Source organism: Methylobacterium sp. ap11, assembly GCF_900110515.1.
Lineage (GTDB): Bacteria > Pseudomonadota > Alphaproteobacteria > Rhizobiales > Beijerinckiaceae > Methylobacterium > Methylobacterium ajmalii.
Map to the genome: position 1 here is coordinate 159,375 of NZ_FOEB01000007.1, position 16,181 is coordinate 175,555.

A 16,181-nucleotide genomic window follows, 5' to 3' on the forward strand; every position below is an offset into this window, starting at 1 on the left:
TTGGGTCCCGCGCCGATCGCCCGGCAACGCGTCGGCCCCCTCCCCTCGCAACCGGCGGGATCCCGCGGTAGAGCGTGGCCGGAATGCGGAACGCTCCTTGCGTCACCGCTCGCAGGCGCGAGCCCGCGCGCCGCGCGATCCGGACGGTGATCCGGCCACAGGACGAAGCGACCCGATGGACAGCCCCCACCGCTCCGGCACCCAAGGCCTCGATGCCCGAGAGGCCGGCCCCCGACAGGCCGACGCGCTTGAGGCGGACCTGCTCCGCCTGGTCGAGGAGGCGCGCCATCAGGCGAGCCAGGACCCGTTCCGCAATCCCGTCCTGACGGTGGCGCTGGCGATCAGCCGCCGCTTCGACCGGGGCGAGATCGGCGAGGAGGATCTGGGCGGCCTGTTCGTGCGCCTGCGCGCCCAGGCGCTGGAGGCGCGGGCGGCGCGGCTGCGGGCCTATCTCGGCCTCGGGTCGGAGCCGGATTCCGCCGCCGCGACCGAGGCGGTGGCGGGGGCGGCTCTGGGCGATCCCGAGATGACGTTCGACACCGCCCGCACCCGGGTCGAGCGCACGCGCTTCGCCGCGGTGTTCACCGCCCATCCGACCTTCGGCATGCCGAAGGAGGTGGCCCGGCTGCTGGCCGAGGCGGCGTCCGAGCCCGACCCGGCGGCGCGGCGCGCGCCGATCGCGCAAGCCGCCGCGCTCTCGGCCCGGGCCGACCCGGTGATCACCCTCAACGACGAGTTCGACCAGGCCCGGCACGCGGTCCAGCACGGCCGCGCCGCCCTCGACGGGCTGAACGAGGCGCTGCTGCGGGCCGCCCGCGAGCGCTGGCCCGACCGCTGGAGCGAGCTCGTTCCCAAGCCCGTCGTGATCGCCTCCTGGGTCGGCTGCGACACCGACGGGCGCACCGACATCGGCTGGTACGACACCCTGCGCTACCGGCTCGAATCGAAGCGCACCCAGTTCGACCGGGTGCTGGCCCAGCTCCCCGACGACCCGGCCGCCGCGCCGGCGCGGCGCCTCGCCGAGGAGGCGCGGGCGGCGGTCCTGCGCCAGCTCGCCGTGGCGCCCAAGCTCGGCGACCAGCCCGGGCTCGAGGCGGTGCACCGCTTCGCCCTGGCGCTGATCATCGAGCGCGACCAGGCCCAGACCGAGGCGGGCCCCCTCCTCGCCCTCCTCGACCGGGCGATCCTGGACGCCGACGACGACGAGGCGCGGCTCGGGCTCTGCGTCCTGCGGGCCGGCGTCGCCGCGCACGGGCTCCAGAACGGCCTGCCGCATTTCCGGCTCAACGCCAGCCAGGTCCACAACGCCGTGCGCCGGGCCCTGGAGCAGGACGGCGACCCGATCGATCCGGCCCAGCGCCGCTCGCACCTCGCCTCGATCAACGCGCTGCTCGACACGGTCGCGGCGGTGCCGGTGGATTTCGGGGCGCTCGCCGCCGAGCGGGCCTCGGCCGCCCGGCTGATGATGACGATCGCCCAGATCCTCAAGCACGTCGACGGCACCCACCCGGTCCGCTTCCTGATCGCCGAGACCGAGACCGGCTACACGCTGCTGGCCGCGCTCTGGCTCGCCCAGCATTTCGGCATCGGCGACCGGGTCGAGATCACGCCGCTCTTCGAGACGGCCTCGGCGCTGGAACAGGGCGTGCACGTCATCGAGGACGCGCTGCGCTCACCCCACTGGCGCGCCTATCTCAAGCGCACCGGGCGCCTCGTGGTGCAGTTCGGCTACTCGGATTCGGGGCGCTACGTCGGCCAGCTCGCCGCGACCTTCTGGATCGAGCGCCTGCGCTTCCGCATCACCGAATTGATGGCGGCGCACGACCTCACCGACATCGAGCTCGTCATCTTCGACACCCACGGCGAGTCGATCGGCCGGGGCGCCCATCCGACGAGCCTGTCCGACCGCCTGGCCTACCTCGCCCCCGACCACGCGCGGCGGCGCAACCGCGAGGCCGGGATCCGCACCAGCCTCGAATCGAGCTTCCAGGGCAGCGACGGCTACCTGATGTTCGGCACGAAGGCGCTCGCCGAGGCCACGGTCGCGCGCATCGGCGAGCACGTCTACAGCCGGCTCCAGCCCGCGCCCGACCCGATCTACGCGGAAGGCGACTTCGCCACCGAGTTCTTCACCGGCGTGCGCCAGGACATGGAGACGCTCGTCAACGATCCGGGCTACGCGGCGCTCCTCGGCACCTTCGGGCCGAACCTGATCGACCGCACCGGCTCGCGCCCGGTGGCGCGGCAATCCGACGGCGGCGGACCGGTCGCCATCACCCATCCGCGCCAGATGCGGGCGATTCCCAACAACGCGATCCTGCAGCAGCTCGGCTTCCTGGCCAATTCCCTGCACGGGGTCGGGCGGGCGGCGGGCCGCGCGCCCGACCTGTTCGTCGAGATGCGCGAGCGCTCCGAGCGCTTCGCCCGCGCCTTCCGGCTGGTGCAGGAGGCCACCGCCGTCGGCGACCTCGACGTGCTGCGCGCCTATATCGACACCCTCGACCCCTCGGTCTGGCTCGAGCGGGCGCGTCGCGCGACGCGGGACGGGCGGCGCGAGGAGATCGTCGCGGTCGCCGCCGCCCTCGACCGGCTCAACCTCGCGCCGCACCTGCGCCGCCTGTTCGGCCGGCTGACGCAGGACCACCTGATGCTGCACACGGTCGCCCCGGACCTGCCCGAGATGACGCCGCGGCTGGCGCTGCTGCACGCCCTGCGCCTGGCGCTGATCCACCGGATCTGGTTCCTGGCGGTGCACATCCCGGGCTTCCGGCCGCAGAACGGCATCACCCGCGAGGCCCTGATCGAGCGCATCCTGCGCCTCGACGTCGAGGGCTGCCTCAAGCTCCTCGACGACATCTTCCCCGTCACCCCGGACCCGACGCTCGGCCTCAATTTCGGCGAGCCGGCGGGTCCCCGGGGCGTCGGCACCTACGAGGCCGAGCACCGCACCCTGTTCGCCCCGATCCGCCGCCTGTTCGGTCTCGTGCGCGAGATCAGCGGCATGATCCAGCACGAGGTCGGGGCGTTCGGCTGACGGGGGAACCCCCCGCGGAAGCGATCGCGGGATTCCCTCGCCCGGCGGCCGAGGGGATCCCGCGCCTTTCCGCCTCACACCGTCCAGGGCGCCGGGCGGTTCGCGCCGAGGCCGTAGCGGGCGACCGCCTCGGCCACCGTCGCCCGGTCGAGCTTGCCGTCGTCGGCGAGCGCGGCCAGCGCCGCCACCGCGACGTGGTGCCGATCGACCTCGAAGAAGGCGCGCAAGGCGCTGCGAGTGTCGCTGCGGCCGAAGCCGTCGGTGCCGAGCGTGACGTAGCGGGCCTGGATCGCGGTCGCGATCAGCTGCGGGTAGGCGCGGACGTAGTCGGTGGCGGCCACCACCGGGGCGGGGCCGGACAGCGCCTCCTCGACGAGGCTGCGCTTCGGCGGCAGGCCCGGATTGAGGCGGTTCGATCGCTCGACCTCGCGGGCGTCGCGGGCGAGCTCGCTGAAGCTCGTGACGCTGTGGACCTCGCTGGCGATGCCCCATTCCTCGGCGAGAATCTTCGCGGCCGCAATGACTTCCGGCAGGATCGCGCCCGAGCCGAGGAGACGTATAGCCGGCTTATCGTTTCCATAGCCGGCGAAACGATACATCCCCCGGATGATCCCGTCCCGCACGCCGTCGGGCATCGACGGCTGGGCGTAGTTCTCGTTCATCGCCGTGACGTAGTAGAACGCGTCGACGTCGCGCTCCATCATGTCGCGGGCGCCGTGATCGAGGATCACCGCCATCTCGTAGGCGAAGGCCGGGTCGTAGGCGCGGCAATTCGGGATGGTCGCGGCGACGAGGTGGCTCGACCCGTCCTGGTGCTGCAGGCCCTCGCCGCCGAGCGTGGTGCGGCCCGCCGTGGCGCCGATCAGGAAGCCGCGGGCGCGCTGGTCGGCCGCCGCCCAGATCAGGTCGCCGACGCGCTGGAAGCCGAACATCGAGTAGTAGATGTAGAACGGCAGCATCGCGAGGCCGTGCACGCTGTAGGACGTCGCCGCCGCGGCCCAGGACGAGATGGCGCCGGCCTCGGTGATGCCCTCCTCCAGGAGCTGCCCGTCGCGGGACTCCTTGTAGTAGAGCATCGAGCCGGCATCCTCCGGCTCGTAGAGCTGGCCGAGCGGCGAGTAGATGCCGACCTGCCGGAAGAGGTTGGCCATGCCGAAGGTGCGCGCCTCGTCGGCGACGATCGGGACGACGCGCGGGCCCAGCTCCTTGTGCTTGATCAGGCTGCTGAACAGCCGCACCGCCGCGGTGGTGGTGGACATCTCCTTGCCGTCGGCCTCGAGCGCGAAGCCGGCATAGGTCGAGAGGTCCGGCACCGGGACGTGGGCCGCCGTGCGGCGGCGCTTCGGCAGGAAGCCGCCGAGCTTTTCCCGGCGCTCGCGCAGGTAGCGCAGCTCGCGGCTGTTCTCGTCGGGCTTGTAGAATTCCAGCCCCTCGACCTGCGCGTCGGTGAGCGGAAGGGCGAAGCGATCGCGGAAGGCCTTCAGGGCGTCGGTGTCGAGCTTCTTCGCCTGGTGGGCGGTCATGCGCGACTCGCCCGCACCCCCCATGCCGTAACCCTTCTTGGTCTTGGCCAGGATCACGGTCGGACGGCCCTTGGTGGCCTTCGCCGCCGCGAAGGCAGCAAAGAGCTTGCGGAAATCGTGGCCGCCGCGCTTCAGCTTGTCGACGTCGCCGTCCGACATGTGGGAGACGAGCGCCTTCACCTCCTCGTCCTCACCGAAGAAGTGGGCGAGGTTGTAGGCGCCGTCCTTGGCGCCCAGCGTCTGGTACTTGCCGTCCACCGTGGCGGCGAAGCGGCGCAGGAGGGCGTGGTTGGTGTCGCGGGCGAAGATCGCGTCCCATTCCGAGCCCCACAGCACCTTGACGACGTTCCAGCCGGCCCCGCGGAAGACGCTCTCCAGCTCCTGGATGATCTGGCCGTTGCCGCGCACCGGCCCGTCGAGGCGCTGCAGGTTGCAGTTGATCACGAAGGTGACGTTGTCGAGCTTTTCGCGCGCCGCCAGCGTCAGGGCGCCGATCGATTCCGGCTCGTCCATCTCGCCGTCGCCGAACACGCCCCAGACGTGCTGGCCGGCGGTGTCGGCCAGCCCCCGGTCGCTCAGGTAGCGCATGAAGCGCGCCTGGTAGATCGCGTTCATCGGCCCGATGCCCATCGAGCCGGTCGGCACCTGCCAGAACTCGGGCATCAGCCAGGGATGCGGGTACGAGCACAGGCCCTCGCCGGCGATCTCCTGGCGGTAATGCTTCAGGTTGGTCTCGGAGAGCCGGCCCTCGAGGAAGGCGCGGGCATAGACGCCGGGCGCCGAGTGCGGCTGGAAGAACACGAGGTCGGCGCCGGCCCCGGAGGCGTCGCCGGCCTGGAAGAAGTGGTTGAAGCCGAGCTCGAAGATCTCGGCGGCGGACGCGTAGCTCGCGACGTGGCCGCCGAGCTCGCCGTAGGCCATGTTGGCCCGCACCACCATGGCGAGCGCGTTCCAGCGCATGATCGAGGTGATCCGCTCCTCGACCGCGAGGTCGCCCGGATAGGGCGGCTGCTTCTCGAGCGGGATGGTGTTGCGGTAGGGCGAGTAGGGTGGCGCCTCCTCGACGATGCCGATCTCCCGCGCCTTCTGCTCCAGCCGGTCGAGGAGGAAGCGCGCCCGGGCCGCGCCGCCGTGGCGCAGGACCGATTCGAGGGAGGCGAGCCAGTCCGCGGTCTCGGCCGGATCCGGATCGGCCACGCCGCGGGGACCCAGGATCGCTTGACCGGTCGAACGGTCGTTCTCGTTGACCGGCACGGCCGGGCTCGGCTTGGCGCTCGCGCTCATGGCGTCTCGTCTCCCATCGATGGCGCCAGGATAATTCCCCGGTCGCGGCAGAAGCTGCTTCGTTTGCCGCCTCCCGAGCCGATCGCGCAAAACATTTTCGCTTGAGCGGTCCGGTTCGGTCGTTCTTGCCGCAGGCGGGCGGCAAAGCGGCACCGTTGCCGATCGGTCCGTACGGGCCGGCGAGCCCGACCGGGTAGCGTCAATGGCACTTTTGTCCTAGCCTCCCGGGTGAAGTCGGACCGCAGGGGACCGGTGGTCCCGCCTGCGGCCGGACACGCTCGGGAGCCTCCGCGATGACCGCCAGCCTCCGTGAGACGCCCTTGCACGCGCTGCACGGGGAGGCCGGCGCCCGGATGGTGCCGTTCGCCGGCTACAGCATGCCGCTGCACTATCCCCTCGGGCTCCTGAAGGAGCACCTGCACACGCGCCGGGCCGCCGGCCTGTTCGACGTCTCGCATATGGGCCAGATCGCCGTGCGGGCCCGCTCCGGCGACCTCGGCGAGGCCGCCCGTGCCCTCGAGACCGTCCTGCCGATCGACGTCCTGGGCCTCGGCGCCGGCCGCCAGCGCTACGGTGTCCTGACGATGCCGGGCGGCGGCATCCTCGACGACCTGATGCTGGCCCACTTGGGCGACCACTACCTCCTGGTCGTCAACGCCGCCAACAAGGCGGCCGACCTCGCCCACCTCCTCGACGCGATCGGCACCGCCTGCACGGTCGAGCCGGTCGAGCGGGCCTTGCTCGCCCTCCAGGGCCCGGGGGCGGAAGCGGCCCTCGCCCGCCATCTGCCGGCGGTCGCCGGGATGCGCTTCATGGATGCACGCCCGATCGCGTTCGGCGGCGAGGCGGGCGCGGTCGTGCGCTCCGGCTATACCGGCGAGGACGGGTTCGAGGTCGCGCTGCCGGCCGCCTCCGCTGTGGCGCTCGCCCGGGCGCTGCTGGCCGAGCCGGAGGTGAAGCCGGTCGGCCTCGGCGCCCGCGATTCCCTGCGCCTCGAAGCCGGCCTGTGCCTGCACGGCTCGGATATCGGCCCCGAGACCTCGCCGGTCGAGGCCGGTCTCGCCTGGGCGATCCCGAAGGTGCGCCGCCGCGGCGGCGACCGGGCCGGCGGCTTCCCCGGTGCCGAGCGCATCCTGGCGGAGCTGGAGGAGGGACCGGCGCGGCTGCGGGTGGGGTTGAAGCCCGAGGGGCGGACCCCGGTGCGGGCCGGTGCGGCGCTCTACGCGGCGGCCGACGCCACCGAGGCGGCCGGCCGGGTGACCTCCGGCGGCTTCGGCCCGAGCCTGGACGGGCCGATCGCCATGGGGGTGCTGCCGCGCGCGCTGGCCGTGCCCGGCACGCAGGTCTTCGCCGAGGTGCGCGGCCAGCGCCTGCCCTGCGCGGTGGTGCCCCTGCCGTTCCGCCCTGCCGGCTTCAAGCGGTCCTGACACAAGGGAGTTCTCTCGATGCTGAAATACACCGACGAGCACGAGTGGCTCCGCCTGGAGGGCGATGTGGCGACGGTGGGGATCACCGACCATGCCGCCGGGCAGCTCGGCGACCTCGTCTTCATCGAGCTGCCGAAGGTCGGCGCCACCCTAACCAAGGGCGCCGCCGCCGCGGTGGTGGAATCGGTCAAGGCGGCCTCCGACGTCTACGCGCCGGTCGACGGCGAGGTGACCGAAATCAACGAGGCGGCGGTGGCGAGCCCGGAGAGCGTCGGCACGGACCCGCAAGGGGAGGGCTGGCTCTACCGCGTGCGCCTCTCGGACCCGTCGCAGCTCGACGGGCTGATGGACGAGGCGGCCTACCGGGCCTCCTTGGGCTGACATCCCGACGGGCGGGGCAGCGACCGGCTCCGCCTTCGCATCCCGAGCCGCCCCACGCGGCTCCGATCAGGGCGCGCCTCCCATGCCGATGGACAAGTACGATCCCTACGACTTCGCCAACCGCCGCCATATCGGCCCGTCGGTGGACGAGATCGCCCGGATGCTGGAGGTGGTCGGCTCTGAGAGCCTCGACGCCCTGATCGACGAGACCCTGCCGGCCGGCATCCGCCAGGCGGACGCGACCGAGTTCGGCGCCGCCCTGTCGGAGCGCCGGGCGATCGAGCGCCTGCGTGCCACCGCCAACAAGAACAGGCTCCTGACCTCGCTGATCGGCCAGGGCTATCACGGCACCACGATGCCGCGGGCGATCCAGCGCAACATCTTCGAGAACCCGGCCTGGTACACGGCCTATTCGCCCTACCAGCCCGAGATCAGCCAGGGCCGGCTCGAGGCCCTGCTCAACTTCCAGACGTGCGTCGGCGACCTGACCGGGCTCGACATCGCCAACGCCTCGCTCCTCGACGAGGCGACGGCCGCCGCCGAGGCGATGGGCATGGCGCGCCGGATCGCGACCGCCAAGTCCGATCCCTCAAAGCCCGACACCTTCTTCGTCGACGCGCAGTGCCTGCCCCAGACCATCGCGGTCCTGAAGACCCGGGCCGAGCCGTTCGGCTGGCGCATCGTCGTCGGCGATCCCTTCACCGACCTCGATCCCGCGGGCGTGTTCGGCGCGATCGTCCAGTATCCGGGCGTCGAGGGCGCGGCCCACGACTTCACCGACGTGTTCGCCAAGCTCCATGACGCGGGCGCCATCGCCGTGGTAGCAGCCGATCCGCTGGCGCTGACGCTGCTCAAACCCCCGGGCGAGATGGGCGCCGACATCGCGGTCGGCTCGATGCAGCGCTTCGGCGTGCCGATGGGCTATGGCGGGCCGCATGCCGCCTACATGGCGACCCGGGACGCCCACAAGCGGGCGCTGCCGGGCCGCATCGTCGGCGTCTCGGTCGATTCCCGCGGCAACCGCGCCTACCGGCTCTCGCTCCAGACCCGCGAGCAGCACATCCGGCGCGAGAAGGCGACCTCGAACATCTGCACCAGCCAGGTGCTGCTGGCGGTGATCGCCTCGATGTACGCGGTGTTCCATGGACCGCGCGGGCTCAAGGTGATCGCGATGCGGATCCACCGCGACGCGACCCGGCTCGCCGCGGGCCTGAACCGGCTCGGCTTCGAGACCCACCCGAATACCTTCTTCGACACGATCACCGTGACGGTAGGCCCGTTCCAGGGCGTGATCCTGAAGAATGCGGTGGCCAACGGGATCAACCTGCGGAAAGTGGGCACCGACCGGATCGGCATCACGGTCGACGAGCGCACGCGGCCCGACATCGTCGAGGCGGTGTGGCGCGCCTTCGGGGGCGACGCGCTCACGTATGACGAAGCCTGGCCCGCGCCGCGGCTGCCGGCCGGGCTGATGCGGACCTCCGAGTACCTGACCCACCCGATCTTCCACATGAACCGGGCCGAGAGCGAGATGACGCGCTACATGCGCCGCCTCGCCGACCGGGACCTCGCCCTCGACCGGGCGATGATCCCGCTCGGCTCCTGCACGATGAAGCTCAACGCCACCGCCGAGATGCTGCCGATCTCGTGGCCGGAATTCTCGGAGCTGCACCCCTTCGCGCCGAAGGACCAGGCCGAGGGCTATGCCGAGATGATCGCCGATCTCTCGCAAAAGCTCGCCGACATCACCGGCTACGCGGCGATCTCGATGCAGCCGAATTCCGGCGCGCAGGGCGAGTATGCCGGCCTGCTCGCGATCCGCGCCTATCACCTGTCGCGCGGGGAGGGGCACCGGACGATCTGCCTGATCCCGTCCTCGGCCCACGGCACCAATCCGGCCTCGGCGCAGATGTGCGGCATGACCGTGGTGGTGGTCGGGGCCGACCGCAACGGCAACGTCGACGTGGCCGATTTCCGTGCCAAGGCGGAGAAATACGGAAAAGACCTCGCCGCCTGCATGATCACCTACCCGTCCACCCACGGAGTGTTCGAGGAGGCGGTGCGGGAGATCTGCGACATCACCCACGCCCATGGGGCCCAAGTCTATCTCGACGGCGCCAACCTCAACGCGCTGGTCGGCCTCGCCCGGCCCGGCGACATCGGGGCGGATGTCAGCCACATCAACCTGCACAAGACCTTCTGCATCCCGCATGGCGGCGGCGGGCCCGGCATGGGGCCGATCGGCGTCAAGGCGCACCTGATCCCGTTCCTGCCCGGCCACGTCGAGACCGACGGGCGCGAATTCTCGGTCTCGGCCGCGCCCTACGGCTCGGCGGCGATCCTGCCGATCTCGTGGAGCTACTGCCTGCTGATGGGCGGGCGGGGGCTGACGCAGGCCACCCGGATCGCGATCCTCAACGCCAACTACATCGCCAAGCGCCTCGCCGGGGCCTACGAGGTCCTCTACACCGGCACGCACGGGCGCGTGGCGCACGAGTGCATCATCGATGCCCGCCCGCTGATGAAGAGCGCGGGCGTCAGCGTCGAGGACATCGCCAAGCGGCTGATCGATTGCGGCTTCCACCCGCCGACGATGAGCTGGCCGGTGGCCGGCACGCTGATGATCGAGCCGACCGAATCCGAGACCAAGGGCGAGATCGACCGCTTCTGCGACGCCATGCTGGCGATCCGGGACGAGATCCGGGCGATCGAGGAGGGCCGGATGGACCGGGCCGACAACCCGCTCAAGAACGCGCCCCACACGGTCGAGGACCTGATCGGCCCCTGGGAGCGGCCCTATTCCCGCGAGGCCGCCTGCTTCCCGGCCGGCGCCTTCCGGGTCGACAAGTACTGGCCGCCGGTCAACCGGGTGGACAACGCATACGGCGACCGAAACCTTGTCTGCGCGTGTCCGCCGGTGGAGAGCTATGTGAGGGCGGCGGAGTAGGACGCCAGCGGCGCCCGATCGCGATCGGGCGCCGCTCACTTTTTGACTTGGATATATATAATATTTGTGCGATTTTACAGGACCTAGCTGATCTTTGTTGGGTTCCCAGATGCTTGAAAATTGGGATGCGACACGGCGAAAATGGATTTTATACACATCTCGGGAAGTCATAGTGCCGATTGTGAGAAATATTCATTTGAGAAAATTCCAAAAGATATATTTCTAGATACTAACGTGATAAATATCATTGTAAAATATCCATATCAAATATTTGAACATGAATACATCCCGATAGACATTCCTGTCTCGCGAGCGAAAGAAATTGAAGCATTGATGCATATTTTCTATGTGGGACAGCGTGCGGGCTGGCATATATCTACATCTGAGAAAATACTTGAAGAAACAAATCAAACACCAGACTTTGATCTAAAACATGATCTCTCCGAGTACGCGCATGGGCTGATCGATTTTTATTCCGTCGACAGGAGCCATAGTCGTAGCCTCGGACGACGGATATCGGACTCATCGATTTGCTCGGCTCTTCCCGATCCGAGTGATCGCGAATTGCTAGGTAATGCGATTGGACTAGGATGCGATGTATTCTGTACGTGTGATCACAAGACAATTATCAGCAAGAGAGGTTTTTTACCAAAATTACCATTGCGAATTTTAAGTCCGATTGAGTGGTGGTACCATATAAAACCGTGGGCAGGCCTTTGGTGTTGACAATACAATATCATAAAAAATATTCAACATGAAGTTCATCTAATTTATCGTAGAATCCATCTCTATCTGTTCAAAAAAAAATAAAACGCGGGATCCCCTCTCCCGTGTGGGAGAGGGGTAGGGGTGAGGGTGGAGACGGTTCAGAATTAAGCTCAGACAGTTGAGCTGCCAGCACGACGCTTCGAGCTTTACACGGAAGCGTGTCACCCTCACCCCCGGCCCCTCTCCCACACGGGAGAGGGGGGACGCGCTTTATCATTATTCGGATGGATCAAGCGGACATGGTATCGTAAGCGGCAATTCATAATTTTCGATATCGCACATCTTCAGTCGAGATAGACATGATCCTGTTGATCAAAGGCTCTGATGTCGACGCCCTCGCCCAGGAGCCGAGCTCCCTCAAGCGCGCGACTGAGACGGAAGCAATGCGACAAGACCTACGCTGCGCGCTCGAACGTGATAAGGACAATCTCGTCACTCAATCGACAACATTTGCGCGCGAGCTGCGGGAGATGGCCGGCCCGAACCCGCAGCCCGTCAATCAGGCCTTCCTTGATGATCTTTACGGGGACCCGTGAGTGGCGTTCGCCGACGAACGCCTCACCCCGCCTCCCCCAGATAATCCCGCCAGATCGCCTTCTCCCCCATGCCCGCCGTGAAGGTCGCATGGGCCGCCAGCTCGGCCTCGGTGAGCCGGCTGCGGGTCGGGCGCGGGCCGTGCGCGACGGGGGCGGCGCGCAGGGACGGACCGGCCGGGCCGGCATTGCCCTCCACCGTCAGCCCGAGCGTCGTCTGCTTGCCGCCGAGCAACTCGATATAGACCTCGGCGAGGATCTGCGAATCGAGGAGCGCGCCGTGCTTGGTGCGGCGGGAATTGTCGATGCCGTAGCGCGAGCAGAGCGCATCGAGGTTGTTGGCCGCACCCGGATGCTTGCGGCGGGCGAGCGCCAGGGTGTCGACGACGCTCGCCAGCTCGATCGGCGGCGGCGCCTCGTCGCCCAGCCGCGCGTATTCGGCGTTGAGGAAGCCGACGTCGAAGGCGGCGTTGTGGATCACGAGCGTCGCGTCGCCGCAGAACTCCAGGAAGTCGGGCAGGATCTGCGCGAAGAGCGGCTTGTCGGAGAGAAACGCGTCCGAGAGGCCGTGGACCCGGAACGCGCCCTCCGACACCGCCCGCTGCGGGTTGATGTAACGGTGGAACTCGCGCCCCGACGGGATGTGGTTGAGGAGCTCGATGCAGCCGATCTCGATCAGCCGGTCGGTCTTGGCCTCGGTGCCGGTGGTCTCGGTGTCGAGGACGATCTCGCGCAGCATCGTGCGGTTCCCCTGTGAGCTGGTTATCGACCGGTGTAGCGAGGAAGCGTTAACCGGCCCGCCGCGCCGCCGCCGCGGCGATCACCGCGTCCACCTGCGCCTCGGCGTGGGGGAACCCGCGGTCGGTCTCGATCAGGTAGTCGGCGCGCCGGCGCTTCTCGGCGTCGGGCATCTGCTTGGCGAGGATCTGCGCGAAGGCCGCCTCGGTCATGCCGGGGCGGGCCAGCACCCGGGCGCGCTGCACCTCGGCCGGGGCGGTGACCACCGCGACGGCGTCGCAATGGCGCTCGCCGCCGGTCTCGAACAGGAGCGGCACGTCGAGCACCACGAGGGGCGCCGCCGCGTGCGTGGCGAGAAACGCGTCCCGGGCCGCGCCCACCAGGGGGTGGACCAGGGATTCGAGGTGGCGCAGGCGCTGGGCGTCGCCCAGCACGGCGTCGCGCAACGCCGCGCGATCGACCGACCCGTCGGCGCCGAGCGTCCCGGGGAACGCGTCGCCGATCGCGACGGCGGCGGCCCCGCCCGGTCCATAGAGGGCGTGCACGCAGGCATCGGCGTCGTGGACCGGCACGCCGCGCGCGCGGAATATCGCCGCGGTGGCGCTCTTGCCCATCCCGATCGAGCCGGTGAGGCCGAGGACGAAGGGCCGGCTCATCCGTGGCTCTCCAGATCGGCGACGATGCGGGCGCGCAGGGCGGGAGTCACGCAAGGCGTCGTGCCGAACCAGTGGCGAAAGCCCGGCACCGCCTGGTGCAGCAGCATGCCGAGCCCGTCGACCGCCGGCAGCCCGCGGGCCCGGGCGGCAGCGAGCAGCGGGGTCTCCAGCGGCACGTAGACGATGTCCGACACCGCGGCCTGTGCCGGCAGCGGCGCGAGGTCGAGGACGAGCGGATCCTGCCCGGCCATGCCGAGCGCCGTGGTGTTGACGAGGAGCCCGGTCTCCGCGAGCAGCGAGGGCACCGCATCCCAGGACGAAGCCGTGATCCGGGCGGGATCGAGGGCGGTCAGACCCTCGGCCCGCTCGGCGCTGCGGTTGGCGACGATCAGCCGGTCGAGGCCGCGTTCGAGGAGACCGACCAGGATCGCCCGGGCCGCCCCGCCGGCGCCGAGCACCAGGGCGGCGCGCCCGTTCGCGACGCCCGTCGCCTCCGGCCAGCCGGCACCCAGGCTGGCATCGAGATGGGCGAGGAAGCCCGGCGCGTCGGTGTTGTCGCCGTGGAGGCGCCCGCCCTCGAACCACAGGGTGTTGACGGCGCCGATCCGCTCGGCCCGGGGCGTCAGTTCCTCGGCGAGGCGGAACGCCGCCTCCTTGTGGGGGATCGTGACGTTGCCGCCGACGAAGCCCGCCGCGTGCAGGGATCGGACGAACTCCGGAAAGGCGTCGGGATGGACGTCGACGCGCTCGTAGGTCCCGGGCAGGCCGTGCTCGGCGAGCCAGTGGCCGTGGATCAGCGGCGAGCGGGAATGGGCGATCGGGTGGCCCACCACGAAGGCTCGGGGGTGCGGGGTCGTCATCGCGACATCAGTCTCAGGCGGTTCGAGTGCTTTTCGCAGTTGTCCGATCCTCAACCTCATCCTGAGGTGTCAGCCGATTGAAAGTCGGCTGACCTCGAAGGAGGGCTCCAGGGATCGCAGAGCCTTCAGGAGCCCTCCTTCGAGGTCAGTCCATCGTTGATGGACTGACACCTCAGGATGAGGTCGCGGGTGGGATGAAGGGAACAGGTGTCACGCTACGGCCCTGCCTCCGACATGTGTCCTCAGAACGCCAGCAACCTCCGCCCGCGCAACCGCGCGAGCAGCGGCAGCAGCGGCAGGCCCAGGATGGTCGAGTGGTCGCCCTCGATGCGGTCGAACAGGTGGATGCCGACGCCCTCGAGCTGGTAGGCGCCGACGCTGCCGGTCACCGAAGGCCCGGCGGCGTCGAGGTAGGCTTTGATCCCCGCCTCGTCGAGCGGCCGCATCGTGAGCCGCGCGGTGACGACGAAGATTTCGGCCACCGCGCCGTCGACCGCGAGCGCCACGGCGGAGTGGAGCGCGTGGGTGCGCCCCTGCAGCCGCGCGAGATGGGCGGCGGCGCCCGCCCGGTCGGCGGGCTTGTGGAAGACCGTGCCGTCGAGGTCGAGCACCTGGTCGGCGCCGACCACTACCCGGTCGGGCGACAGGCCCGCAACGGCCGCCGCCTTGGCGGAGGCCAGGCGCTCGGCGAGGTTTTGGGGAGAGAGGCCGGCGGCCTGCGCCTCGACGGCGCGCTCGTCGACGCCCGGGGCCCGGGTCTCGACAGTCAGCCCGGCGGATTCGAGCAGCGCGCGCCGGGTCGGGCTCGTCGAGGCGAGGAGGAGCGGCGCGGGCCCGCGCCAGAGCGTGGAAGCGTGCGGCATCGGATCAGTCGGCGATGAACTTGAGCCGGTGCTCGCGGTAGTAGTCGACGATCGCCGCGGCGGTCTCCTCGATCGAGCGCCGGGTGACGTCGATCACCGGCCAGCGGTTGCGGGCGAAGAGCCGGCGCGAGGAGGCGATCTCGTTCGCCACCGCGTCGCGGTCGACGTAGGAGGACGAATCGTCGGCCTTGAGGCTGAGAAGGCGGTTCTGGCGGATCTGCACGATCCGCTCCGGCGAGGCGATCAGCCCGACGATGAGCGGCTGGCGCAGGGTCTCGAGGATCGCCGGCGGCGGCACGCCCGGGATGAGCGGGATGTTGGTGGTCTTCAAGCCCCGGTTGGCGAGGTAGATCGCCGTCGGCGTCTTCGAGGTGCGGCTCACCCCGAGCAGGATCACGTCCGCCTCGTTGAGGTCGTGCGGCAGGTTGCCGTCGTCGTGGGCGAGCGTGAAGTTCATCGCGTCGATGCGCTTGAAGTACTCCGCGTTCAGCATGTGCTGCGCGCCCGGCCGCGCCGTCGAGTGGGTGCCGAGATAGGATTGCAGCAGCTGGTGCACCGGCTCCAGCACCGAGAGCAGCGGCGAGCCGGTGGCCCGGCAGGCCTCCTCCAGCCGCTCGGTGAGCTCGCGCCCGACCAGGGTGTAGAGCACGATGCCGGGGGCCTGCTCGATCTCGTTGATCACCCGCTCGAGCTGGGTGCCCGAGCGCACCAGGGGGTAGACGTGCTCGATCGCCGAGACCCCCTCGTACTGCGCGGCGGCCGCGCGGCCGACGTTGATCAGGGTCTCGCCGGTGGAATCCGACACGAGATGGAGGTGGAAGTAGCTGCGGACCACGCGGGCTCCCCGGGCTCGCCGCGGGCGCGGCAGACACCAAGACTCCGAGGCTCGGTGCGTCGTCCACCGATCGGCGGCGCGGAGTCGATGAGTGTGGATAATGCGCCGACGAAGCGAGGTCCAGGCAGGAGGCCTGTGGGTTAACGGCCTCGCGCCTCAACAGGCCGGGCGTTAACACTCGTGGCGGACCTCCCGTGGGAGAATCCGGGACGTGGACCCGCCGATCCGAGTCCGACGGGGGTCAAACCCCTCGTGACTCTCGCGATCCTTCGACAATGGAGCAAATCTGTTAAAGGCCTCTTAACGCACCGGCGGTGGGGACGGGCTGTGGA

The 16,181-nt window shown here is 69.6% G+C and carries 12 protein-coding genes; 6 read left to right on the plus strand and 6 right to left on the minus strand.

Features of this window, described 5'->3' with window-relative positions:
• Positions 1 to 175: 175 nt before the first annotated feature.
• Complete coding sequence (locus tag BMX97_RS12710; RefSeq protein ID WP_091750316.1) at positions 176 to 3,034, plus strand: phosphoenolpyruvate carboxylase; 2,859 nt, start codon at positions 176 to 178, stop codon at positions 3,032 to 3,034.
• Between the two features lie 74 nt (positions 3,035 to 3,108).
• On the opposite strand, the gene mdeB is transcribed toward BMX97_RS12710, so the two are convergent.
• Positions 3,109 to 5,841, minus strand: coding sequence for an alpha-ketoglutarate dehydrogenase (gene mdeB / locus BMX97_RS12715; RefSeq protein WP_091750319.1), 2,733 nt, complete (start codon positions 5,839 to 5,841; stop codon positions 3,109 to 3,111).
• Positions 5,842 to 6,134: 293 nt separating this feature from the next.
• On the opposite strand from mdeB, the gene gcvT reads away from it, so the two are divergent.
• The 5 genes from gcvT to BMX97_RS12735 all read left to right on the plus strand — a co-directional run bounded on the left by gcvT (position 6,135) and on the right by BMX97_RS12735 (position 11,900).
• Positions 6,135 to 7,268 (plus strand): glycine cleavage system aminomethyltransferase GcvT, encoded by a 1,134-nt coding sequence (gcvT, locus tag BMX97_RS12720; protein WP_091750322.1) that lies wholly within the window; start codon positions 6,135 to 6,137, stop codon positions 7,266 to 7,268.
• A gap of 18 nt (positions 7,269 to 7,286) precedes the next feature.
• Entirely contained in the window at positions 7,287 to 7,649 is a 363-nt protein-coding gene (gene gcvH, locus BMX97_RS12725; RefSeq protein ID WP_091750325.1) for a glycine cleavage system protein GcvH, read from the plus strand.
• 82 nt (positions 7,650 to 7,731) lie between these two features.
• Positions 7,732 to 10,596, plus strand: a complete 2,865-nt coding sequence (gcvP, locus tag BMX97_RS12730) for an aminomethyl-transferring glycine dehydrogenase (protein ID WP_091750328.1) — start codon at positions 7,732 to 7,734, stop codon at positions 10,594 to 10,596.
• Positions 10,597 to 10,737: 141 nt separating this feature from the next.
• Entirely contained in the window at positions 10,738 to 11,322 is a 585-nt protein-coding gene (locus BMX97_RS32040) for a hypothetical protein (protein WP_143074613.1), read from the plus strand.
• 341 nt (positions 11,323 to 11,663) lie between these two features.
• The gene (locus tag BMX97_RS12735) at positions 11,664 to 11,900 is read left to right on the plus strand and encodes a type II toxin-antitoxin system VapB family antitoxin (protein ID WP_091750331.1); all 237 of its coding nucleotides are present in this window, start codon (positions 11,664 to 11,666) and stop codon (positions 11,898 to 11,900) included.
• A gap of 22 nt (positions 11,901 to 11,922) precedes the next feature.
• Here the strand turns inward: BMX97_RS12735 and dnaQ are convergent, their stop codons facing one another.
• From dnaQ to BMX97_RS12760, 5 genes are all read right to left on the minus strand, one after another.
• Entirely contained in the window at positions 11,923 to 12,636 is a 714-nt protein-coding gene (gene dnaQ / locus BMX97_RS12740; RefSeq protein ID WP_091750334.1) for a DNA polymerase III subunit epsilon, read from the minus strand.
• A 49-nt stretch (positions 12,637 to 12,685) separates the two neighbouring features.
• Positions 12,686 to 13,291 carry a dephospho-CoA kinase gene (coaE, locus tag BMX97_RS12745; RefSeq protein ID WP_091750337.1) on the minus strand — a complete coding sequence of 202 codons (606 nt, stop codon included), beginning with the start codon at positions 13,289 to 13,291 and terminating at the stop codon, positions 12,686 to 12,688.
• Positions 13,288 to 14,151 carry a shikimate dehydrogenase gene (locus tag BMX97_RS12750; RefSeq protein WP_091750340.1) on the minus strand — a complete coding sequence of 288 codons (864 nt, stop codon included), beginning with the start codon at positions 14,149 to 14,151 and terminating at the stop codon, positions 13,288 to 13,290. Before BMX97_RS12750 ends, coaE begins: the two co-directional genes overlap by 4 nt.
• 242 nt (positions 14,152 to 14,393) lie before the next feature.
• Positions 14,394 to 15,014 carry a Maf family protein gene (locus BMX97_RS12755; RefSeq protein ID WP_091750343.1) on the minus strand — a complete coding sequence of 207 codons (621 nt, stop codon included), beginning with the start codon at positions 15,012 to 15,014 and terminating at the stop codon, positions 14,394 to 14,396.
• A gap of 4 nt (positions 15,015 to 15,018) precedes the next feature.
• Positions 15,019 to 15,849 carry a pyruvate, water dikinase regulatory protein gene (locus BMX97_RS12760; RefSeq protein WP_060845278.1) on the minus strand — a complete coding sequence of 277 codons (831 nt, stop codon included), beginning with the start codon at positions 15,847 to 15,849 and terminating at the stop codon, positions 15,019 to 15,021.
• Between the last annotated feature and the right edge of the window lie 332 nt (positions 15,850 to 16,181).